This window comes from Nesterenkonia aerolata, from assembly GCF_031470965.1.
Lineage (GTDB): Bacteria > Actinomycetota > Actinomycetes > Actinomycetales > Micrococcaceae > Nesterenkonia > Nesterenkonia aerolata.
In genome coordinates, this window is record NZ_JAVKGR010000009.1 from 31440 (window position 1) to 51190 (window position 19751).

General features: G+C 66.6%; 19 protein-coding genes. 14 read left to right on the forward strand and 5 right to left on the reverse strand.

Going from position 1 to position 19751, the window contains the following annotated elements; all coding sequences use genetic code 11:
• Positions 1 to 489, forward strand: a 489-nt coding sequence (locus tag RIL96_RS08650; RefSeq protein WP_310548619.1) for a C40 family peptidase, incomplete at its 5' end; no start/stop codon positions are given.
• 405 nt (positions 490 to 894) lie between these two features.
• Positions 895 to 1098 (forward strand): cold-shock protein, encoded by a 204-nt coding sequence (locus RIL96_RS08655; RefSeq protein ID WP_261625135.1) that lies wholly within the window; start codon positions 895 to 897, stop codon positions 1096 to 1098.
• Positions 1099 to 1311: 213 nt separating this feature from the next.
• On the opposite strand, the gene RIL96_RS08660 is transcribed toward RIL96_RS08655, so the two are convergent.
• Complete coding sequence (locus RIL96_RS08660; RefSeq protein WP_310548620.1) at positions 1312 to 3591, reverse strand: MMPL family transporter; 2280 nt, start codon at positions 3589 to 3591, stop codon at positions 1312 to 1314.
• 9 nt (positions 3592 to 3600) lie between these two features.
• The gene (locus RIL96_RS08665; RefSeq protein WP_310548621.1) at positions 3601 to 4464 is read right to left on the reverse strand and encodes a Cof-type HAD-IIB family hydrolase; all 864 of its coding nucleotides are present in this window, start codon (positions 4462 to 4464) and stop codon (positions 3601 to 3603) included.
• Between the two features lie 335 nt (positions 4465 to 4799).
• On the opposite strand from RIL96_RS08665, the gene RIL96_RS08670 reads away from it, so the two are divergent.
• The 4 genes from RIL96_RS08670 to RIL96_RS08685 are packed head-to-tail and all read left to right on the forward strand — an operon-like array spanning position 4800 to position 8702.
• Complete coding sequence (locus tag RIL96_RS08670) at positions 4800 to 5588, forward strand: tryptophan 2,3-dioxygenase (protein WP_310548673.1); 789 nt, start codon at positions 4800 to 4802, stop codon at positions 5586 to 5588.
• Entirely contained in the window at positions 5585 to 6547 is a 963-nt protein-coding gene (locus tag RIL96_RS08675) for an amidohydrolase family protein (RefSeq protein ID WP_310548622.1), read from the forward strand. The genes RIL96_RS08670 and RIL96_RS08675 overlap by 4 nt, the downstream gene beginning before the upstream one ends.
• Positions 6544 to 7824, forward strand: coding sequence for a kynureninase (locus RIL96_RS08680; RefSeq protein ID WP_310548623.1), 1281 nt, complete (start codon positions 6544 to 6546; stop codon positions 7822 to 7824). The genes RIL96_RS08675 and RIL96_RS08680 overlap by 4 nt, the downstream gene beginning before the upstream one ends.
• Positions 7821 to 8702: a PaaX family transcriptional regulator gene (locus RIL96_RS08685; protein WP_310548624.1), complete on the forward strand. Its 882-nt coding sequence runs from the start codon at positions 7821 to 7823 to the stop codon at positions 8700 to 8702. The genes RIL96_RS08680 and RIL96_RS08685 overlap by 4 nt, the downstream gene beginning before the upstream one ends.
• A gap of 227 nt (positions 8703 to 8929) precedes the next feature.
• On the opposite strand, the gene RIL96_RS08690 is transcribed toward RIL96_RS08685, so the two are convergent.
• Entirely contained in the window at positions 8930 to 10648 is a 1719-nt protein-coding gene (locus RIL96_RS08690; RefSeq protein ID WP_310548625.1) for an ABC-ATPase domain-containing protein, read from the reverse strand.
• A 150-nt stretch (positions 10649 to 10798) separates the two neighbouring features.
• Here RIL96_RS08690 and RIL96_RS08695 point away from each other — a divergent pair, with 150 nt between their 5' ends.
• The 5 genes from RIL96_RS08695 to RIL96_RS08715 all read left to right on the forward strand — a co-directional run bounded on the left by RIL96_RS08695 (position 10799) and on the right by RIL96_RS08715 (position 15162).
• The gene (locus RIL96_RS08695) at positions 10799 to 11992 is read left to right on the forward strand and encodes an MFS transporter (protein ID WP_310548626.1); all 1194 of its coding nucleotides are present in this window, start codon (positions 10799 to 10801) and stop codon (positions 11990 to 11992) included.
• 82 nt (positions 11993 to 12074) lie between these two features.
• On the forward strand, positions 12075 to 12695 hold the full coding sequence (locus RIL96_RS08700) for a LysE family translocator (RefSeq protein WP_310548627.1): 621 nt from the start codon (positions 12075 to 12077) through the stop codon (positions 12693 to 12695).
• A gap of 61 nt (positions 12696 to 12756) precedes the next feature.
• Positions 12757 to 13098 carry a cupin domain-containing protein gene (locus RIL96_RS08705; RefSeq protein ID WP_310548628.1) on the forward strand — a complete coding sequence of 114 codons (342 nt, stop codon included), beginning with the start codon at positions 12757 to 12759 and terminating at the stop codon, positions 13096 to 13098.
• 38 nt (positions 13099 to 13136) lie between these two features.
• Positions 13137 to 13709, forward strand: coding sequence for an HhH-GPD-type base excision DNA repair protein (locus RIL96_RS08710; protein WP_374761872.1), 573 nt, complete (start codon positions 13137 to 13139; stop codon positions 13707 to 13709).
• A 238-nt stretch (positions 13710 to 13947) separates the two neighbouring features.
• The gene (locus RIL96_RS08715; RefSeq protein ID WP_310548630.1) at positions 13948 to 15162 is read left to right on the forward strand and encodes a globin domain-containing protein; all 1215 of its coding nucleotides are present in this window, start codon (positions 13948 to 13950) and stop codon (positions 15160 to 15162) included.
• A gap of 18 nt (positions 15163 to 15180) precedes the next feature.
• Here the strand turns inward: RIL96_RS08715 and RIL96_RS08720 are convergent, their stop codons facing one another.
• Positions 15181 to 15795, reverse strand: coding sequence for a helix-turn-helix domain-containing protein (locus RIL96_RS08720; RefSeq protein WP_310548631.1), 615 nt, complete (start codon positions 15793 to 15795; stop codon positions 15181 to 15183).
• Positions 15796 to 16012: 217 nt separating this feature from the next.
• On the opposite strand from RIL96_RS08720, the gene RIL96_RS08725 reads away from it, so the two are divergent.
• From RIL96_RS08725 to RIL96_RS08735, 3 genes are all read left to right on the forward strand, one after another.
• Complete coding sequence (locus tag RIL96_RS08725) at positions 16013 to 16522, forward strand: GNAT family N-acetyltransferase (RefSeq protein ID WP_310548632.1); 510 nt, start codon at positions 16013 to 16015, stop codon at positions 16520 to 16522.
• A gap of 145 nt (positions 16523 to 16667) precedes the next feature.
• Positions 16668 to 17507: a MerR family transcriptional regulator gene (locus tag RIL96_RS08730; protein ID WP_310548633.1), complete on the forward strand. Its 840-nt coding sequence runs from the start codon at positions 16668 to 16670 to the stop codon at positions 17505 to 17507.
• 631 nt (positions 17508 to 18138) lie between these two features.
• Positions 18139 to 19107, forward strand: a complete 969-nt coding sequence (locus RIL96_RS08735) for an Abi family protein (protein WP_310548634.1) — start codon at positions 18139 to 18141, stop codon at positions 19105 to 19107.
• Positions 19108 to 19525: 418 nt separating this feature from the next.
• On the opposite strand, the gene RIL96_RS08740 is transcribed toward RIL96_RS08735, so the two are convergent.
• Entirely contained in the window at positions 19526 to 19738 is a 213-nt protein-coding gene (locus RIL96_RS08740) for a hypothetical protein (protein WP_310548635.1), read from the reverse strand.
• Positions 19739 to 19751: the final 13 nt, after the last annotated feature.

The following is a 19751-nucleotide window of genomic DNA, read 5'->3' on the forward strand; positions in this document are numbered from 1 at the left end:
ACCGAGCAGCAGGCTCCGGCCCAGACCGAGCAGCAGGCTCCGGCCCAGACCGAGCAGCAGGCTCCGGCCCAGACCGAGCCTGAGCCGCAGGGCGAGAGCGCCGCTCAGAGCCCCGACATCGACCCGATCGGTGGGGACCAGCCCAGCGGCGGTGGGAACCAGGCCGTCGTCGAGTTCGCCCACTCCGGCATCGGCACGCCCTACGTGTGGGGCGGCGCCAGCCAGTCCGGCTGGGACTGCTCCGGCTTCGTGAACAACGCCCTGCAGGCCGGAGGCAAGAACCCCGGCGCCCGCACCTCCAGCGGCATCATGGCCAACGGCACCCCGACCAGCAACCCGCAGCCCGGCGACGTCGTCGTCGAGCACGGTGTGAGCCACGTGGCCATCTACATCGGCAACGGCAAGGCCATCGGCGCTCAGAACCCGAGCACCGGGACCGTGATGTACGACATCAACCCGGGCAACGTGGACGCCTACGTGACCTTCTGATCCGAGGAGCCACACTCGGCATCGGATCCTGCGGGGTTCACACTCGCACAGAGGCGGGGTTCGGACAGTGTTTCTCCTGTCCGGACCCCGCCTCTGTGCTGTCCGGGCAGCCCGGCGGCGTGCACGCACTCAGCGTCTGCTGGGAGGTGCCTCGTCCGCGACGGCGGTTCCCTGCAGCCCCTCAGCGTGCGCATCGAGCGGCGCATTCGGTGGTGCTGTGACTCACGGCGTGACCCGCGGGACGAAATGCCGTAGGGTGAAAACCGTCGATAAGGCTTTTGCGCCGACGTGCACGGCGTCGGCATACGCAGCCAGAGGCCCCTTGAGACCCCATCGGTGCCCGGCCTGGGCAGTGGGGAGATGCACCGGGAACGACGGTGCACCGTAAGAAAGTAGGAAAGATACATGGCCACTGGCACCGTGAAATGGTTCAACGCTGAGAAGGGCTACGGGTTCATCGCACCCGACGACGGCTCGGATGACGTCTTCGCGCACTTCAGCGCGATTCAGACCTCCGGGTTCCGCACCCTCGAGGAGAACCAGAAGGTGGAGTTCGAGACCGCACGCGGCCCCAAGGGTCTGCAGGCGGAGAACATCAACCCGCTCTGATCCTCAGCTGATCCGTCGCTTCGGCCCCCTCACCATCCGTGGTGAGGGGGCCGAAGTCGTCTCGCGCAGATATCCAGATTCCCGCGGTTGCCGGTGATCCTCAGCTTCCGCTATCGATGTGCGTCGGCCTGAGATATATGGCGAGCCCGCACCACATGTGTAGCTGAACGCATCAGCACAGCCTGGAAAGGCGGCCCGGCCGCCTCGCTACGGTCAGTCACGGCCGCGGCCCAGGGCGGAAGGCCACCAGATGCGGCGCCCGATATCCACACCCATCGCGGGGACCTGCAGAGTGCGCACCACGAAGGTGTCGATGAAGACGCCCAGAGCCACCAGGAACGCCAACTGCACCATGAACATCAGCGGCAGCACCGCCAGAGCGGAGAAAGTCGCCGCCAGCACGATCCCGGCCGAGGTGATGACTCCGCCGGTGGCGACCAGCGAACGCAGCAGCCCCTCCCGCGCACCGAGCCGGTGTGCCTCCTCCCGGGCCCTGGTCATCAGGAAGATGTTGTAATCCACGCCGAGGGCCACAAGGAACATGAACCCGAACAGCGGCACGGTGGCATCAGCGCCGGGGAAGCCGAAGGCGTAGTTGAACACCAGCGCGGAGATCCCCAGGGCTGAGAGATAGGACAGCACTGTGGTGGCGATGAGGATCAGCGGCGTCACCAGTGAGCGCAGCAGCAGCACCAGGATGATCCCGATGGCGGCCAGCACGATCGGCACGATCGTCACCAGATCCCGCTGGGCGGTCTCGTTGGTGTCCAACTGGGTGGCGGTGGTTCCCCCGACCACGACTTCGCCCTCGAGACCCTCGAGATCGGCCCGTAGCTCGCGGATGGTCTCCTCAGCGGCCAGGGAGTCGCCCGGATCGGTCAGGGTGGCCGAGATCTCCACGATGCCGTCGATCTCCTGCGCATCCTCCGGCTCCTGGGCCGGAGCGCCGGAGTCATCGACCAGGAACGCCTCGCCCACGCCCTCAGCGTCTTCGACGATCTCCAGAGTCTGCGCCGCCTGGTCAGCCGCGGTGAAGATGTCGGCAGGGGAGCCGGTGCCGGCGTCGAAGTGCTCCTCCAGCAGCTCCTGGCCCTGCTTGGTCTCCGTCTCGCCCAGGACCAGGTCAGACTGCGGCACTCCTGAAGCCCGCAGATCGGTGGCTCCCGCTGCCGCAAGGATCAGCAGCAGAGTGACCACTATCCAGATCGGACGGGGCCGACGGCGCACCCAACCGGCCACTCGCGCCCAGCCCTGCGCCTGCGAGGCCGAGCTCGTGGAAGATTCACCGTCCACCGGCTCGGCAGTGTCCTCTGCGGTCTGGGCAGCCTGCTCGCTCACCGCCGGTTGAGCTGCCGTCAGCTGAGTCACTGACTGCTCGGTCACCCGGGGGATCTTCGGCCAGAACACCGGGCGGCCGAAGAGCGCCAGCAGCGCCGGCAGGAACGTCAGGGTGGCGATCATCGAGAAGACGATCCCGGTACTGGTCACCGGCCCTAGCCCACGGTTGGAGTTCAGCTCGGAGAACAGCAGGCACAGCAGGGCCACGGCCACAGTCCCGCCCGAGGCGAGGATCGCCGGAGCGGCGCGGCGCACGGCGGTGAGCAGTGCGGTGTACCGGTTGCGCCGCAGCAGCAGCTCCTCTCGGTACCGGGCCACCAGCAGCAGCGAATAGTCCGTGGCTGCGCCGATCACCAGGATCGAGAGGATGCCCTGGGCCTGTCCGTTGAGCTGGATCCAGTCGTTCAGCGCCATCTGGTAGATCACCAGGATCGCTGCGGAGAGAGCGGCGACCGAGGACAGCAGCACCAGAACGGGCAGGATGACCGAGCGGTAGACCACCACCAGGATGATGAACACTGCCACGACGGCCACCAGAAGGAGCAGCCCGTCGATCCCGGCGAATGCCTCACTGAGATCATCCGAGAGCGCGGCGGGTCCGGTCACGTGGGCGGTCCACTCCGAGGAGCTGAACGCCTCTGAGGTCAGCTCCTTCAACTCGACGATGGCGTCGCCCTCGTCGACGGCGAGCTCCTCGAGCAGCACCAGGATCTGCACCGCTTCGCCGTCCTCGGAGGGTTGCGGGCCGATCACCTGGACAGCGCCGGTGACCTCCTCGAAGTCTTCCGCGGCGGACTCAGCCTCAGCCAGCTGATCCGGGGTCAGCTCGCCGTCGCTCGCGGCGATCACAGTAGCTGGTACGGCGTCCTCATCGCTGAACTGCTGCTGATACTCCGTGGCCTGAGTGGACTCGGCATCCACCGGCAGGAACGTTGACTGATCGTTGGAGACCACATCGGAGATCTGCCCGAAGGTCTGTCCGCCGAAAGCGGTGACCCCCAGCCATACCAGCACCAGCACCAGCGGCACCAGGATGCGGACGAGCACGGGCCGGCGCGGTCGGCCGCCGTCGAGCTCGAGTTGGGTCCGCGGTGTGGACGGGCTCTGCGGGGACTCGGAGGAGCCTGATCCTTCAGGCGGTACGGTGACGGGCATGGCCGAAGTCTACTCTGGGGTAGGCCCGGCCGAGTCGGGCAGCAGATCCTCATCGACATACTGGTTCACCACACGCGCGATGCCTTTGTCGTCATGTGAGGTGGTGACCAGATCAGCGGCGGACTGAGCGGCCTCGACGGCGTTGCCCATCGCGACGCCGAGCCCGGCGGTGCGCAGCATGTGGGCATCGTTGCCCTGATTGCCGAAGGCCAGCACCTCCTCCGGAGCGATTCCCTCGGCGGCGCAGAAGTCCAGGATCGCCCGGCCCTTGTGGACCCCGGCCGCCGTGGCCTCAAGGTACCGGGGTGAGGACCAGGCAAGTTCGATCTCCGCACTGTATGTGCTTCGCAGCTCCTGCTCGAGTGGGGCGACGTCGGCGGGCTCACCGATGAAGAGGATCTTGGTCGGTGCGCCGTGCAGTTCGGGGTTGTCGACGATCGCCGAGAGGTCCGTGACCTGGTGGATGCGGAGGTTGTTTCCCTGAGCCTCGTAGGCCACGCGCGGGTGGCTGGGATCCTCGACGAGCAGCAGGTCCCCGTGCGGCACGGAGGTGGTGATGCCGTGGCGCTGTGCGGCCTGCAGTACGGAGCGCGCGGTATCGGCAGGAATCGGGTGGGCCGCGATCTGCCGCTCGGCGGCCAGGTCATAGACCACCGAGCCGTTCATGCTGGCCAGGACGAGGTCCTCGCCGAGATCGAGCCGGGCGGCGAGCTGACGCAGCCCGGGGATCGGGCGCCCCGAGGCGAGCATGATCCGCACGCCGGCGGCACGCAGTGCGGCCAGTGCGGCCCGGCTTCCCGGCTGCAGGTTCTTGGTGCTGTCGAGCAGGGTGCCGTCCATATCGAAGGCGGCGAGGCGGAAGGGGACGGACACCGGCGGGCTCCTCGGGGCAGATGGCGGGTGGCAGAGGCGTGCTCGGGGAAAGCCTGTCATATTCTGCGCAGACTGCGGAGCCGCAGGGTCTGACGGAGTCGCAGGATATGACCGATCAGTGACGGCCGTGACTATTCGGACATAGACTGGCTCGCGGCGCCGCCGCCGGGGCGGTGCCGGTGAAGGGAAGGACTCCACCCGTGCCGCAGGATGATCAGCAGCCACTGCAGGAGCAGAAGCCGCAGCCACGGAGAACGGGCCGGGCGCCGGATGAGCCGGGTGCACCGAACACTCGCTCCCTGGAGTCCACGATCGTCACCGACCTCGACGGGCAGATGACCTACGGCTCCTATCTGGGGTTGGAGAAGATCCTCGAGGCCCAGCACCCGCTCAGCGAGCCCGAGCACCACGATGAGATGCTCTTCATCATCCAGCACCAGACCACGGAGCTGTGGCTGAAGCTCGCCCTCCACGAGCTGGACTCCGCCCGTCGTCTGCTGGCCGAGGACCAGCTGCGCGCTGCGCTGAAGCGGGTGGCCCGCATCAAGCACATCCAGGAGGTCATGACCCAGCAGTGGAGCGTGCTGGCCACTCTGACGCCGTCGGAATACCTGCAGTTCCGAGGATCCCTGGCCAGCGCCTCTGGTTTCCAGTCAGTGCAGTACCGGGCGGTGGAGTTCGCGCTGGGGAACAAGAACGCTCGGATGCTCGCCGTCTTCGACTCCGAGCCGGAGAATCACCGGATGCTGGAGGCCGAGCTGCACCGCCCCAGCCTCTATGACGAGTTCCTTCGCCACCTGGCCCGCCACGGGTGGGAGGTGCCCGAAGACATCCTGACCCGGGATGTCACCACCGCCCACGTCCACGATGACCGGCTCGTCGACCTCTTCGAGACGGTCTACCGCGACGAGCAGGCCCACTGGTCGGTCTACGAGGCCTGCGAGGAGCTGGTGGACCTGGAGGACAACTTCCAGTTCTGGCGCTTCCGCCATCTGCGCACCGTCACCCGGACGATCGGCCGCAAGACCGGCACCGGAGGCTCCTCCGGGGTGGACTTCCTGAAGCGGGCCCTTGATCTGACCTTCTTCCCCGAGCTCTACACTGTGCGCACGAGGCTGGGATGACCGACGGGGCCGAGGGTTCGGCGGGGCTGATCCGGCCTGCCCGGTACTGCGACGAGGCCTCCGGGCAGCCGGTCACCGTCATCCCACCGCTGACAGATGCCCATGTGCATCTGAGTCTGGCGCCGCTGCCGCCGCAGGGTTCGCAGACCCTGGGCCGGGTGCTGGACCTCGGTGGTGAACCGCAGTTCCTCGCTGACACCGCGGGACGGACCGCGACCGAGGTCGCCTTCGCCGGGGCGTTCCTCACCGCCGACGGCGGCTACCCGAGCACACGCCGCTGGGCCCCTGCGGGCTCGCTCCGAGGTATCAGCACAGCGGACCAGGCGCACAGAGCTGTGGCCGAGCAGGCCGACGCCGGCGCCGTCGTCATCAAAGTGGCGCTGAACTCCTCAGCGGGGCCGGTGCTCGAGGACACCACACTGAAGGCCGTGGTCTGTGCTGCCCGGACTCGTGACCTGCCGGTCATCGCCCACGCCGAAGGACCCGGCCAGGCCGCACGCGCACTGAATGCCGGAGTCCGCGCGCTGGCCCACACCCCGTGGACCGAACGGCTCGACGACCAGCTCATCGAGCCCATGGCCTCTCGGATGATCTGGATCAGCACTCTGGACATGCACCGCCGCGACGGTGACGAGCAGGCCTGGGATACGGCGACGGAGAACCTGAAGCGGTTCCTGCGCCGCGGCGGTCGAGCCATCTACGGCACCGATCTCGGCAACGGGCTGCAGGAGCCCGAGCTGCACGAGCCCGAGGTCGATACGCTGTTGAGCCTCGGGCACGAGGCCGGACTGTCCGCACAGCGGCTGCTGCTGATGCTCACCGGTGTCCCGTTGCTCTCCACGCATGCCGCCGTCGCCACTGTGCTGCCGGCTGACATCACGCATCCCGCCGAGGTGCTGGCCGCCCTGCCGCACGCCCGCCCCGTCCCTGTCAGCGCACTCGAGGAGCTGAGACCATGACAACCCCGCACCCTCCGTCGACCTCTGACGCCGCACATGCCCTGCATCGGCAGGCAGCCGCGCTGGATCGCGATGATCCGCTGGCTGACTACGTCTCGGCCTTCGTGACCACGCCGGAGGTGGTATCCTACCTCGACGGCAACTCGCTGGGCCGTCCCACCGCCGCCTTCGCCGAACGGGCCTCCCGCTTCGTCACCGAGGAATGGGGAGGCCGGCTGATCCGTGGCTGGGACGAATCCTGGATGGCTGAGCCCTACCGATTGGGGGACCGCATCGGGCAGCTGACCCTCGGGGCAGCCGCCGGGCAGGTCGTCGTCGGGGATTCCACGACGGTGCTGCTGTACAAGACCCTGCGCGCCGCTGTCGCCGCCCGCCCCGGGCGCACGGAGATCGTCCTCGACGACGATAACTTCCCCACCGATCGGTTCATCGCCGAAGGGATCGCTGAGGAACTGGGGATGCGGCTGCGCTGGATTCCCGCCGATCCGGCCTCCGGCGTGACACCGGAACAGGTGGCCGAGGTCGTCAGTGATGAGACTGCTGCGGTGCTGCTGAGCCATGTCGCCTACCGCTCCGGGTACGTGCTCGACGTCCCCGCCGTCGTCGAGGCGGTACGGGGGGCCGGTGCGCTGCTGGTGCTGGACCTCTGTCACAGCGCCGGGGTGGTGCCCACTCACCTGGATGACTGGGGAGTGGACCTGGCCGTCGGCTGCACCTATAAATACCTCAACGGCGGCCCTGGCTCCCCGGCGTTCTGCTATGTTGCCCACCGGCACCAGGCCACGCTGCGGCAACCGATCCAGGGATGGATGGGCGCGGCCGATGTGTTCGCCATGGAGCCGAGCTACCGGCCGGCCTCGGGGATCGGGGGGTTCGTCTCCGGGACCCCGACGATCCTGGGGATGCTCGCCATCGGTTCGATGCTGGAGCTGATCGAATCCGCCGGGATGGAGGCCATCGCGGAGAAGTCCCGACGGCTCACCGACATCGCTGAGCGGGCCGCGGAGATCCACGTGCTGCCTCGTGGGGCGCAGCTGGCCTCGCCGACTGCCGGGCCACGGCGTGGCAGCCATCTGACGCTGACCCATCCGAGCTTCGAGGAGGTCACCGCGCGGCTGTGGGCGCGCGGGGTGATCCCGGACTTCCGTGCCCCCGACGGGATCCGCCTGGGCCTCTCGCCGCTGAGCACCAGCTTTGCCGAGGTGGAGATCGGCGTGCGGGCGCTGGGCGAGGAGTTGGCTGCCGTCCAGGGGAACGCTGCCGAGGGTCGGCGGTGAGCGGCGGGGGTGCCAGCGGCCCGGCGGACGATCTCAGGGCGCGCACCGGGAGCAGCCCGTCGCTGGTGCTCACCGTCGTCGGGCTGTATCTGCGCCGGGTGGGCGGGTGGATGGCGACGTCGTCGTTGGTGCATCTGGCGCAGGAGGCCGGTTCGCCGCCGGCGCGGACCCGCTCGGCGATCACCCGGCTCAAACGCCGAGGTGTGCTGGTCTCTCAGCCGCGTGCGGGCTCGGCCGGGCATGTGGCCGGGTACGTGCTGGACGCGGCCGCTGAGGAGATGTTCCGCCGTGGGGACCGGCGTATCTTCGGGCCACGCATGATGGGCTCCGATGAGCCGTGGTGCTTGATCTCCTACACGATCGGTGAGCAGCAGCGGCCTCTGCGTCATCAGCTGCGGCGCAGGCTGCGGTGGATCGGCTGCGGGGCGGTGGCTCAGGGGCTGTGGATCTGCCCGGATCATCTGCGGGGAGAAGTGGAAGGGATCCTGGAGGATCTGGACGCCCGTGGGCTGGCCACGCTGTTCCGGGTCGATCAGCTGGATACGCCCGGACCGGTGGCCGATGCGGCGGCGCAGTGGTGGGATCTGGAGGGGCTGGGGGCGCGGCATCGCCGGTTCCAGCACACGGTGGAGAGGCTGCTGCCTTCGGGGGCGGAGAGTGGGCCGGAGTCTGCCGGGCGTGAGGGCGCGGAGGCTTTTCGGAGGTATCTGCGGGGGATGGATGCCTGGCGCGACATCCCGTACGTCGACCCCGGACTGCCGTCGGAGCTGCTGCCGCACGATTGGCCGGGGGCGCGGTCCGTCGAGCTGTTTCACAGTCTGCAGACTGAGCTGGCTGACCTGGCCTTCGAATATGTCCAGGGCGTCACCGCGCACTGACCCCGTGCCCTGCTCCTGCCTCTGTCCCTGCCCCGCCCGCTCATCGAGGGAGAGAATCTGGTCCGCCAGATCGGCGTGTCGTGACCAGGTTTGCTCCCTCGAGGAGGGGAGGTGGGCAGGGGCAGGGGCAGGGGATGGGGTGGAGTCAGGCAGGGCTGTGTCCGGGCGAGACTGCCCACTGATCCGGGCAAGGCTGCTCACTGATCCGCGCAGGACTGACGCGCTGATCAGCAGATCTCGAGGCCGCGGTAGCGGTTCAGCGCGGCGAGGATCTCCTGCCTGCGGGGCCGCGCCAGATGCCCCGGATGACCGTGATGGGGCGAGATCGCCTCCAGCCCGCCACCGGGCCCGTCGTCGTCGAGGATCTCCATGACCTCATCCACCAGCTCGATGACGCTGCGGTGCCCATCGGCCTGGCGGGCGATCCGATCCAGCGTGTGGGCCACCGCCTGAGTCTGGGCAGGGTCCACCAGCTGGGAGACCGCGGAGAGATCGATGGTCTCCCGTCCGTAGCGCATCGCCGCGCGCCCGGCCGCGGAAGCAGCCTTGCGCTTGGACCCCGGGTTCAGGCTCGACGACGTCGGCGCCCTCGGCGTCCGGGGGCGCTCGAGCGGCTGGGCAGAGGCCGGAGCCTCGATCCCGGCGATCTCACGCGCCCGATCCGTCACGTCCCGGGGCACATAGGACTCCAGAGCGATCACCTGATCGGCGACGTCGAAGAACGCGCCGGACCCGCCGACCACCATCACCGTGGAGATCCCGTGCTCCTCATAGAGGGCACGGATCCGCTCCACGAACGGGGTGATCGGCTCGCGTTCGTCGGGGATCAGCGCGCGCATCCGGTCGTCGCGGATCATGAAATTCGTAGCGGAGGTGTCCTCGTCGATGAGCAGCAGCCGGCTGCCGGTCTCCCAAGCCTCCACCAGGTTCGTGGCCTGGGAGGTGGAGCCGGAGGCATTCGTCGTGGTGAAGGACGTGGTGTCGGTCCCCGAGGGCAGCCCGCTGATGAACGGGGAGATATCCGCGGCGGCCACACTGCGGCCGTCCTCGGCGCGGACGGCGACGGCGTCGTCACGTGTCAGCACCCACTCGCGTCCGTCACCTGGCCGGTGTGGATACACGCCGCGTTCGATCGCCCGCAGCAGTGTGGACTTCCCGTGATACCCGCCGCCGACGATCAGTGTGATACCCGCCGGAACACCCATCCCGGTCACTGTGCGGCCCGAGGGCAGCTCGATGCTCACCCGCAGCGACTCCGGGGAGGTGAACGCCGTGGCATCAGTGTCCAGCGGACGGTCCGAATCCCCGGAGCGCCGGGGCAGCACGGCGCCATCCCCGACGAAGGCCACCAGCCCCCGCTCAGCGAGCCTGGACTGCAGCGCGAGCCGATCCACATAGCCGATGACGTGATCGGTCAGCGCCTGTGCGTCGACGGCGGAGAACCGCAGCGTCTCATCCGCCAGCTGAGGCAGGTCCTCAGTCAGCAGCCGGGCGGCCTGCCGGCCCAGCGCCTTGCGCCCAGCCGCCGGCAGTGCGACCTCGAACCGGGCTTCCAAAGTGCTCTCAGTGAAACGGATGCTCGTGCGGTCCAGCACCTGCTGCCCCGGGGTGCCGATGCTCAGCCCGCCTGAACCCTTACCCGCAATGCCGACGCCGGCTCGGCGGATCCCCGCCGCGACCTCACGGGCCAGAAAATCGCCGACGGCGACGCGCTGGTCAGCGGTGATCAGCAGTTCGGCGGGGAAGCCCGCATCCTCCCGGTCGATGAGCAGCCGCATCTTCGACGGCGGGGCGAACGGGTCAGTCTGGACATGGTCCACCGCCAGTCGATAGCCGCCGACGTCGTGGGTCCCGCGGAGCTGTTTGTACCCGCCGTAACCGCGGCCATCGAGACGATGCAGCGTGCTGACCAGGGAGGACTCTGAGTGCTGAGGGTGTGCGGACATGTGCTCCATCCTCTCAGCCTTCGCCGCCGGGCTCATCCTGAGGGCCTCTGCGGGGTGCCGGTATACGGTAGATGAGCGGCCCGAGGCGCTGAGGCCCCGGCCCGCAGCGCGAGGCCCGGAGGATTGTGACCGGGCAGGGAAGGGAGGCCGGTGCAGCAGCGGAGAACACCGCCGGGTGGTCCCGGGCTGTTGGTCGTCCTGGTCGGGACGATCGGCATCGGACCGGTGCTCACCTACGGGCTGAGCGCGACGAGTGAGCTGGTCATCGCGGATCTAGGTATCACCGCCGCCGACTTCGGGTTGCTGGCCACTGTCTGCTTCGCCTGCGCAGCCATCGGCAACGCTACGGTGGGGCGGATCGCCGATCGGCTCTCGGACCGGCTGCTGCTCAGTGCCGTGTTCCTGCTGGCCGCCGCCGCGCTGGGACTGGCCGGCGTGCCCGGAGGCTATGCACTGCTGATCGTCGCCTTCGGGCTCTCCGGTGTCGCGCAGTCGGTCACCAATGGAGTGACCAACCGTATCCTGCTGCAGCGGGTGGACTCGGCCCGGCGCATCGGCTGGGCGGGGATCAAGCAGTCCGGCGTGCAGGTCAGCCAGCTGGTGGCCAGCCTGAGCTTCCCGGTGCTGGCCATGTGGATCGGGTGGCGCGGGGCCTCGCTGGTGAGCATTCTGCTGGCGCTGGGTCTGCTGATGCTGTCCTGGCGAGTGCTGGAGAGGACGCCTGTCCTCACCGCCGTGGAGACCGGCGCCGACGTGCAGCCGCGCGCACGCCACGGGGCGATGGTCTGGGCGCTTGCCGGGTTCGGTTTCCTCACCGGCGTGGGGGTGCAGGCGACGAATGTCTATATGCCGCTGTTCGCCGTGCGTGAGCTGGGTTTCAGCCTGGTGCTGGGCGGTGCGACGGCGGCGGTGGCCGGCGCGATCGGTGTGACTGCGCGGATCGGCTGGGCGCGGGTGATGTCCCGTGGTGCCTCCGCGCCGGGGTTGTTGGTGGTGCTGGCGCTGACGGCGCTCGCCGGGGCGGGTGCGTTCGTCGTCGCCGGTGCCACCGGCTGGACGCCGGTGCTGTGGCTGGCAGTGGCGTTGCACGGGGCTTCGGCGCTGGGAGTGTCGGTGGTGCTGATGGGGACGCTGCTGCGCAGTGTGGCGGCGTCGTCGATGGCCTCGGCCTCCGGGGTGGTGACGGCGGGGATGTTCGGCGGGTTCACGCTGGGGCCGGTGATGATGGGGGCGCTGGTGTCCTCGGCGGGTGGATTCCAGGCCGGGTGGGCCGCCGTCGGGGTGATCTATCTGGTGTGCGCGGTGCTGGGACTGGCACTGCGCCTCCGTCGCCCCCGATCGTGAATCCCTGGCTTTGTGAGTTCTCCCGCCGTATGTTCCACGGGATTCCTCACAAGCCCAGGGATGCTCGATTAGCATCGGATGGGTGACGCTGCTTTCGCTGGTCCTCTTCGTCTTCGCCACCGCCGGGACGCCCGGGCCGAACAACACCATCGCCATGGCCTCCGGTGCCACATTCGGGCTGCGGCGCACTATCCCGACGATTGCCGGCGTCAACATCGGCTTCCCGACGATGATCATCCTCGTCGGCATCGGACTGGGACAGGTGCTGGAGCAGTGGCCGGTGATCCTCGACGTGCTGCGGCCCATCGGCATCATCTACCTGCTGTATCTCGCCTGGAAGATCGCCACAGGCCCCACCGATCTCGCCGCGCAGCGTCAGGGCAGCCCGCCCGGTTTCGTGCAGATGGCGCTGTTCCAGTTCGTGAACCCGAAGGCGTGGACGATGGTGGTGGGCGTCATCGCCGCCTACACCGGTGCCTGGGAGTCGTTCGTGCTGGAGATCCTGGTCATCGCCCTGGTGTACGCGGTCTTCGGCACGCCGTGCACTACGGTGTGGGCACTGCTCGGGGTCGGCGTCGGCCGGGTGCTCTCCCGCCCGGCCCATCTGCGGATCTTCAACCTGGTGATGGCGGGGCTGCTGGTGGTCTCGCTCATCCCGGCGGTCGTCCAGACTGTGGAATGGGCACTGCCGCTGCTGCGGTGAGGCGCGCCAGACTGGAGACAGACGACGGCGCCCCCACTCACGTCCCGATTCAGGAGGAACTATGGCCGAGCAGACCCCACAGACGACGAACCTCATCACCCTGGGGGAGGAGCTGCTCGTCCAGGCGCGGGAATCCCGCCACGGCCGTGCGGCCCGCTCAGTGCGCGGCGGTGAGGTGGCGATGCGCCAATCCCTGTTGGCCCTGACCGCTGACTCCGAGCTCGCCGAGCACGATGCCCCGGAAGACGCGATCCTCTACGTGCTGATCGGAGACCTGCGGATCATCACTGCTGACCATGAGTGGGAGCTGACCACCGGCGACGTCGTCCCCATTCCGCAGGCCCGCCACGCGGTGCAGGCGGACACCGATGCGGTGTTCCTGCTGACGGTGCTGCACCGCTGAGAGTTGTGCGCTGACGGTGTCGGGGCACAATGGGGTCTGTGACTTCTCTCTACCTGGCTGCGGATGAGACCGCAGATGCGCTGCTGACCGAGGACCCTTTCGCTTTGCTGACCGGGATGCTGTTGGACCAGCAGGTTCCCATGGAGACGGCGTTCGCCGGACCGGCCAAGTTGGCCGCGCGGCTGGACGAGTTCACTCCGCGGGCGGTGGCGGCGATGGATGCTGAGACGTTCGTCGAGGTGTTCCGCGAGAAGCCGGCGGTGCACCGGTTCCCGGGGTCGATGGCCGGACGTGTCCAGGATCTGGCACGGACGATCACTGAGAACTACGACGGCGACGCCGCCGGAATCTGGACCCACGGTGACCCTGATGGACCCGAGGTGCTGCGTCGGCTGAAGGCGCTGCCCGGGTTCGGCGAGCAGAAGGCACGGATCTTCCTGGCCCTGCTGGGTAAGCAGTATGGGGTGGACGTGACCGGGTGGCGTGAGGCGGCCGGGGAGTACGGTGAGGACGGCGCGATGATCTCCGCCGCCGACGTCGTCGATGCGGCGACGCTGACGCAGGTGCGGGAGAACAAAAAGGCGCGCAAGGCGGCGGCGAAGAAGGCCTGAGACGCGGTTCCGCCCCGCAGGGTTGAGAATCAGCCTCAGCGATCGTGACGGTGGCGATCGTCCTGACGCTGACCGCCGGGGCTGCGTTCACTGGTGTGTCCCTGGCGTTGCTGCTGTGACGGCGCACGGCCGAGACCTGAAGTGAATAAACACGGCGAACGCGTGAGCGGGCGATGTGAGGGATCGGTGAGGATCGGAGCGTTACGTGAACTGCAGGATTCACCCAGGAAGGATCCCCATGGACCTGAAGCTCTCGCCCGAGAACGAGGAGATCGTCGCCCAGACTGCCGGCGTCGTCGCGGAGCACGCTGAGGAGATCACTAAGGTCTTCTATCCGGATATGTTTGCCGCCCACCCCGAGCTGCTGAACGTCTTCAACCAGGCGAACCAGGCGATCGGTGAGCAGCCCAAGGCGCTGGCCTCCTCAGTGGTGGCCTTCGCGGTTCATCTGCTGGACCCCGACGCCCCGGACTTCACCCCGGTGATGCAGCGGATCGCGCATAAGCACGTCTCGCTGGGCATCAAGGCGCCTGAATACCTGATCGTCGGCCGCTACCTTCTGGGCGCGGTGAAGAAAGTCCTGGGAGATGCCATCACTCCGGAGGTCGGTGCGGCCTGGGATGAGGTCTACTGGCTGTTTGCCACGGCGCTCATCGCTGAGGAGGCCAAGCTCTATGCCGCCGGTGGCACCGACCCGGAGCAGCCCTGGCGTCAGTACCGGGTGGTGGAGCGCGTCGAGGAGTCCGCGAACGTGTTCTCCCTGCTGTTGGCACCGGTCTCCGGTGCGGTGCCCGAGCACCGCACGGGTCAGTATGTGGCCATTGCGGTGGACCTGCCGGACGGGCTGCGTCAGCCCCGTCAGTACACCATCTCTTCCGGGCCCGGCGGCAATACTCTGCGGGTGACCATCAAGCGGGTCCTGGGTACTGAGGGCACCCCGGACGGTCAGGTCTCCGGGTGGCTGTATGAGAACGCCCAGCCGGGGACGACGCTGGACGTCTCCCAGCCTGCCGGTGATGTGATCCTCGACGACGGCGACGCCCCGCTTGTACTGGTCTCCGCCGGCATCGGCGTGACCCCGGTGGCCGCCATCGTCGAAGATGTCTCGCGCCGTCAGCCCGAGCGCACGGTTCGCCTGTTCCACGCGGATAAGTCCCATGCCGATCACGCGCTGTATCAGAACCTGCGCCGGCAGGTGCTGTCCATGTCCGATGCGAAGGCGCAGAACTGGTATGAGAGTGACGCCGAATCGGCACCGACGCTGTACCCGGCGAAGTCCGGGTTCATGGACCTGGCCAGCGTGGAGGTGCCCGAGCGCGCCCAGGTGTTCATGTGCGGGTCGCTGCCGTTCATGCAGACAGCGCGGAAGTCACTGATCAGCCAGGGTGTACCCAGCCAGAACATTCACTATGAGGTGTTCGGCCCTGACCTGTGGGCTCAGCAGCCTGACTGATCAAACTGAACAGACAGCTCAGTCAGGCTCGTCCTGTGGTGATGGCGTGAGCTGGGAGCGGAAGGCGCGGACTGCCTGAGCTCCCAGCTCGGCGTCGTCCACAGTGGGGTCGACGCCGTCGGCGTGCGTGGAGGGGGCTGCTTCTCCGCGGCGGCCGAGGATCAGCTCACATCGCTCCCGTCCGATGAACGGGCGCAGCTGACGCAGCTCCAGGGGGCCGCCGGCCTGCTCCAGCTGGGCCTGGACGAGCCGGGCGTGGACGGAGCACACCGCGGGTTCTTCTGAGTCGAGCATCTCTTCGTAGAGGCAGGGCAGCAGTCCGACGGTGAGGCGCTGCTCGTCGACCTCCGGCTCCATGCCGGCGTCCTCGAGGTGGTCGTGCAGAGCGTCCAGCTGGTGCACGGCGTCGGGGCCGAGCGTCTCGGTGTGGTCCAGCTCCGGGGCCAGTCCGCGCAGTGCGGCCCCGCGCTCGCGGGCCTGCTGCAGGCGTCGTTCCGCGGAGGAGCTGTGCTGCGGCTCTCGGACAGGGGAGTAGGAGCGGGGTGGGCGGCCGCGGCGTCCTGTCTCTACCGGTGTGCTGACGATGAGCCCCTCGTCTTCGAGGACGCGCAGGTGATCCCGGGCTGTGTTCACCGGCAGTCCGGTCTCTTCGGCCAGCTACTGGATCATCTGCCCGGGAGTGCGCTGGACTGCGTGTAGCAGCAGCACTCGGCTGCGTTGGGTCAGTCCTCGGTAGTCGTCGACGCGGCGCGGCATGGACCTATTTTAGGAAGTCGTGCGGGTGTATGGGGATGGGGCCGAGGGCCGATGCGGGGACGGCCTCGGTACTCTGGGTCCGAGGAGGTTGCTCATGCTTGAATCGCGCGGCTTCAGTGTCGACATCGTCGCCTACGCCCCGCAGTATCGTGATGCGCTGTTGGATCTGGCGATCCGGGCGTGGGAGCCGGTGTTCCCTATCCTCGCAGATGACGTGCCTTCGTTCGTCTACCGGGCCTTCTACCCGAGGGGGTGGCGCCAGCGTCAGCGCGCAGACCTTGCTGAGGTGCTGGACAAGGAGCCGGAGGGCATCGACGTAGCCGTTGACGGCCCAAGACCTGTGGGTTGGGTCAGCACGCGCTTGCACCGGGAGGACAACATGAGTGAGGTCTATGTCATCGCTGTCGATCCCGAGTATCAGCGCCGGGGAATCGGACGCACACTCATGGAGTGTTCTTTCGCGCGGGGCCGACGGGCGGGAATGAGAATGGTCATGGTTGAAACCGGTGATGACGGGGGTCATGCCTCGGCGCGTGCTGCATACGAGTCCATCGGCTTCGAACGATGGCCGGTGGCACGTTACTTCAAAGACCTCAGTACCTGAGTCCGCAGGGAAGACCATAGATCTGTTGCCGGTCGGCGCGGAGGCCGATTCCCTGGCCGTGGAGCTACTGGTCAACAGGTGAGGTGCGTCGGCGTGAGGCCCGGCGTTTGAGTCTCCTGTCAGGGGAGGCTCGATACTGAAATGCATGTACAGCATTGGAGAATTCGCCGCGACCACGGGCCTGACAGTCAAAGCGCTACGGCACTATGACGAGATAGGTCTGTTGCAGCCCGCCTCGGTCGACCAGCACTCCCGATACCGACGGTATGAGGTCGAACAACTGCGGCCCGCGACGATCATCAAGGTGCTGCGTGAGGTCGGGTTGGGGACGGAGGCGATACGGCAGGCCCTGGAGAGTGAGCCGGGGCAGGTGCTTTCGCGTCATCGGCAAGAGGTCCTTGCTCAGAGGGAGAGTGAAGACGCCGTCTACGCCCGGGCACAGGAATTCTTCACTCATTTGGAGGCCAGCATTGGGGTTACTGTGCAGGACGAGCCCGCTCAGCCGTGGGTCGCGCAGATATTAAGATTGACCACTGATGAGATAGAAAGACTGAATGAGAATAATCAGGCCATCAACGATCTGTTCAATCAGCAGGCTGAGGAGCTGATGGTCAGGCTTCAGGAGCACGATATTACTGTCACCGGTCACCCGTGGACGACAGGCCGTATGGCCGAAGGGCGGGAGATCTTTGAGATGCTCACCGTTTACCCCGTCGATCGGCCGCTACCGATGGAGTGGGGTGAAGCAGACACTGAGGTCGGGCTGCTTCCAGCTCGGCGTGAACTGTGCGCAGAGTGGGAGGCCGACCCCGTCGATGCTGAGTACGGCGAGCACTTGGACCCCCGAGCCGTACTGTTCCTCGAAGAAGCACATCAGCGCGGTGCACTGATGGAAGACCCGGCCAATGCTGCCCGCACCGGTATGAGAGAAGATGGTGGCCGTTCCCTCATCTGGGTGGCCCTCACCGTCGAAGAGCAAGGGTGACCCAGACGAACGGGCCACCTGACTCCCGGCGGGGCCGACTTCTGGTGGCCAGACTGACGTACACGCAGGATGGTGAAGAGTCAACGCGGAATTTGCACCACGAACGTCGCAGGTCTGAACAAGGACCAATCGGTGCACCTTCGTAGATGCTCCTCAACCCCCGGACGCCGGTGAAAACGCTTGTCCGCCGTATTCTCAGGGGTTCTCAGGTGTACCCGTCTCGCACTCAGTCGACTCGGCACCACGATGAGCGGGGTCCGGTGGCGAAATATTCGCGTGGTCCTCAAACGGATTTGAGTGCCGCGAATCGCAAGGAGCTGGTTGTTGGGTACGCCGCCGCGAGGTGCCGCTGTCCGAACAACGACAGGCAGAGGCTTCCCGGCTGTATACGGAAGGACTGACGTTGCGAGAGGTAGCGGCGAAGCTGGGAGCAGGCAAGGATGCTGTTCGCTCTGCTGTGCTAGCCCATGGTGGAACGGTTCGCTCCCGTGGCCGTCCTCCGAGGAAGACGGGATCATAGGCGGCTGCGTCTGATGGCCTGTGAGCCTGCTATAGTAGTGGCAATAGTTGAGCCCGCCCAGCTTCGCGCTGGAGTGGGCTTGACCTCTGTATAGGCAAGGTTCGGCGGCTTGTGAATCATCCAGTCAAAGCTTTCAGCACCGTGGAAGACCAGGTGAAGTTGCTCCGGTCACGCGGACTGGAGTTGGATGATGAGGCACAGGCTTCCCAGTGGCTCCGTTCCATTGGTTACTATCGGCTCAGCGGATATTGGTACCCCTACCGCCAACCGGCAAGTGCACCACAAGGTTCTCGGAAAGATGTCTTCATCCCGGGATCATCGTTCAACGATGTGATCAGGCTCTATGAGTTCGACCGCAAGCTACGCACTTTGATTCATGACGGAATAGAGCGAATCGAAGTAGCCATGCGAGCGCAGGTCAGCGCCTACCTCGGCAAGATCAGCCCACTGGCATATCAGGATCCCACTAACTTCCGCCCGTCTTTTGACCATAAAAGATGGGCGGACATCGTCAACAAGCGTGTGAACCGCGCACGTACTCACAGTGAACCAGTGAGGCATCACGATCAGAAGTACGGTGGATCGCTGCCGATCTGGGTGCTCACAGAGGTCCTCGACTTCGCAGATGTCTCACGTCTCTTTGAAGGGCTTCCCGCGGCTGCACAATGGCGCATAGCCGGAGAACTGGGAATCCACATCGACACTTCCTCTCTGTCGAGGAGTCAACGGGCCAGAGCCAAGAAATTGCATCCGATGGTCCGTTGGCTGGAGCAACTCACCGTCCTCCGCAATACTGGCGCCCATCACTCGCGTCTCTGGAATAGAAACTTCGTCCCTGTAGCCACGGCTGCTCTACGCACTGTGGAAGATCCGCAAGCCCTGCCTGAAGGTGAGAGTAAACGGGTCTATGGCGCGCTGGTGCTTATGACGTTTCTGCTCCGGCATATCTCCCCCGGGACCACGTGGGGCCTCAAGGCCTGCGACCTGGTCGAGGAATCATTCCAAGCACTGAGTTATCGGTCTCCTCAAGAGATGGGCTTCCCTGCAGGATGGCGCAGTCTGCCGATCTGGACTCCATAGCGGGTGGGCGCCGGAGATCTAAGTCTTCTTCTTCTGGCGCGTGCATAGACTCCTGTATGGCTCCTGAACCATCATATCCTCCCAGGAGACCCTGGAAGCTCAGCTGATGAATGCTCGTAAACGAGTCATTTAGTAATTTGGGAAGCTCCCATCACAGTCGCCGACACGACTAGATCCCCTTCCTAGCTGCCTTTCGGTGGCGCTCGAAGGGGACTGACTACTCCTTGTACGTCTCAGGACTCGTTCGGATCCCTGTGTTTCCCTACGGCTGAGACAAGCCAGTCTGCCGCGGCATGGGCGGCCTCTTCCAGGGTCGCGTGTTCGTGCGTCGGCTCCTCTGGCGGGCCCACAGTCGGGAATGGTTTGCCAGCAGGGGTGGGACCGAAGCCGCTATCCTCCCAAGTGAAGCCCCTCCACCTCACAGGTGTTTGACCTGGGTTTCCACCAGCTGGTTGGGGCTGGTGGTCTCAGCATAGAACAGCTTCTCGAACTCCGCCGGTGGCCGATCCTGGAGATAACCGTGCAGTCTCTGGGAGAGCCCGGAGAGCCCTTCAGCATTCTCTTCAACCGCGAGGTCCAGCTCACCGCGCTGCGCCGCAAACAGAGAGGCGGAGACCAGAGTGGAGTTCACACCACGAACGTCG

Bases quoted from the DNA above. Each gene is read 5' to 3' on its own strand.
- RIL96_RS08655 (WP_261625135.1), top strand. From the start codon at position 895: ATGGCCACTGGCACCGTGAAATGGTTCAACGCTGAGAAGGGCTACGGG.
- RIL96_RS08660 (WP_310548620.1), bottom strand. From the start codon at position 3,591: ATGCCCGTCACCGTACCGCCTGAAGGATCAGGCTCCTCCGAGTCCCCG.
- RIL96_RS08670 (WP_310548673.1), top strand. From the start codon at position 4,800: ATGACCTACGGCTCCTATCTGGGGTTGGAGAAGATCCTCGAGGCCCAG.
- RIL96_RS08675 (WP_310548622.1), top strand. From the start codon at position 5,585: ATGACCGACGGGGCCGAGGGTTCGGCGGGGCTGATCCGGCCTGCCCGG.
- RIL96_RS08680 (WP_310548623.1), top strand. From the start codon at position 6,544: ATGACAACCCCGCACCCTCCGTCGACCTCTGACGCCGCACATGCCCTG.
- RIL96_RS08690 (WP_310548625.1), bottom strand. From the start codon at position 10,648: ATGTCCGCACACCCTCAGCACTCAGAGTCCTCCCTGGTCAGCACGCTG.
- RIL96_RS08705 (WP_310548628.1), top strand. From the start codon at position 12,757: ATGGCCGAGCAGACCCCACAGACGACGAACCTCATCACCCTGGGGGAG.
- RIL96_RS08715 (WP_310548630.1), top strand. From the start codon at position 13,948: ATGGACCTGAAGCTCTCGCCCGAGAACGAGGAGATCGTCGCCCAGACT.
- RIL96_RS08725 (WP_310548632.1), top strand. From the start codon at position 16,013: ATGCTTGAATCGCGCGGCTTCAGTGTCGACATCGTCGCCTACGCCCCG.
- RIL96_RS08730 (WP_310548633.1), top strand. From the start codon at position 16,668: ATGTACAGCATTGGAGAATTCGCCGCGACCACGGGCCTGACAGTCAAA.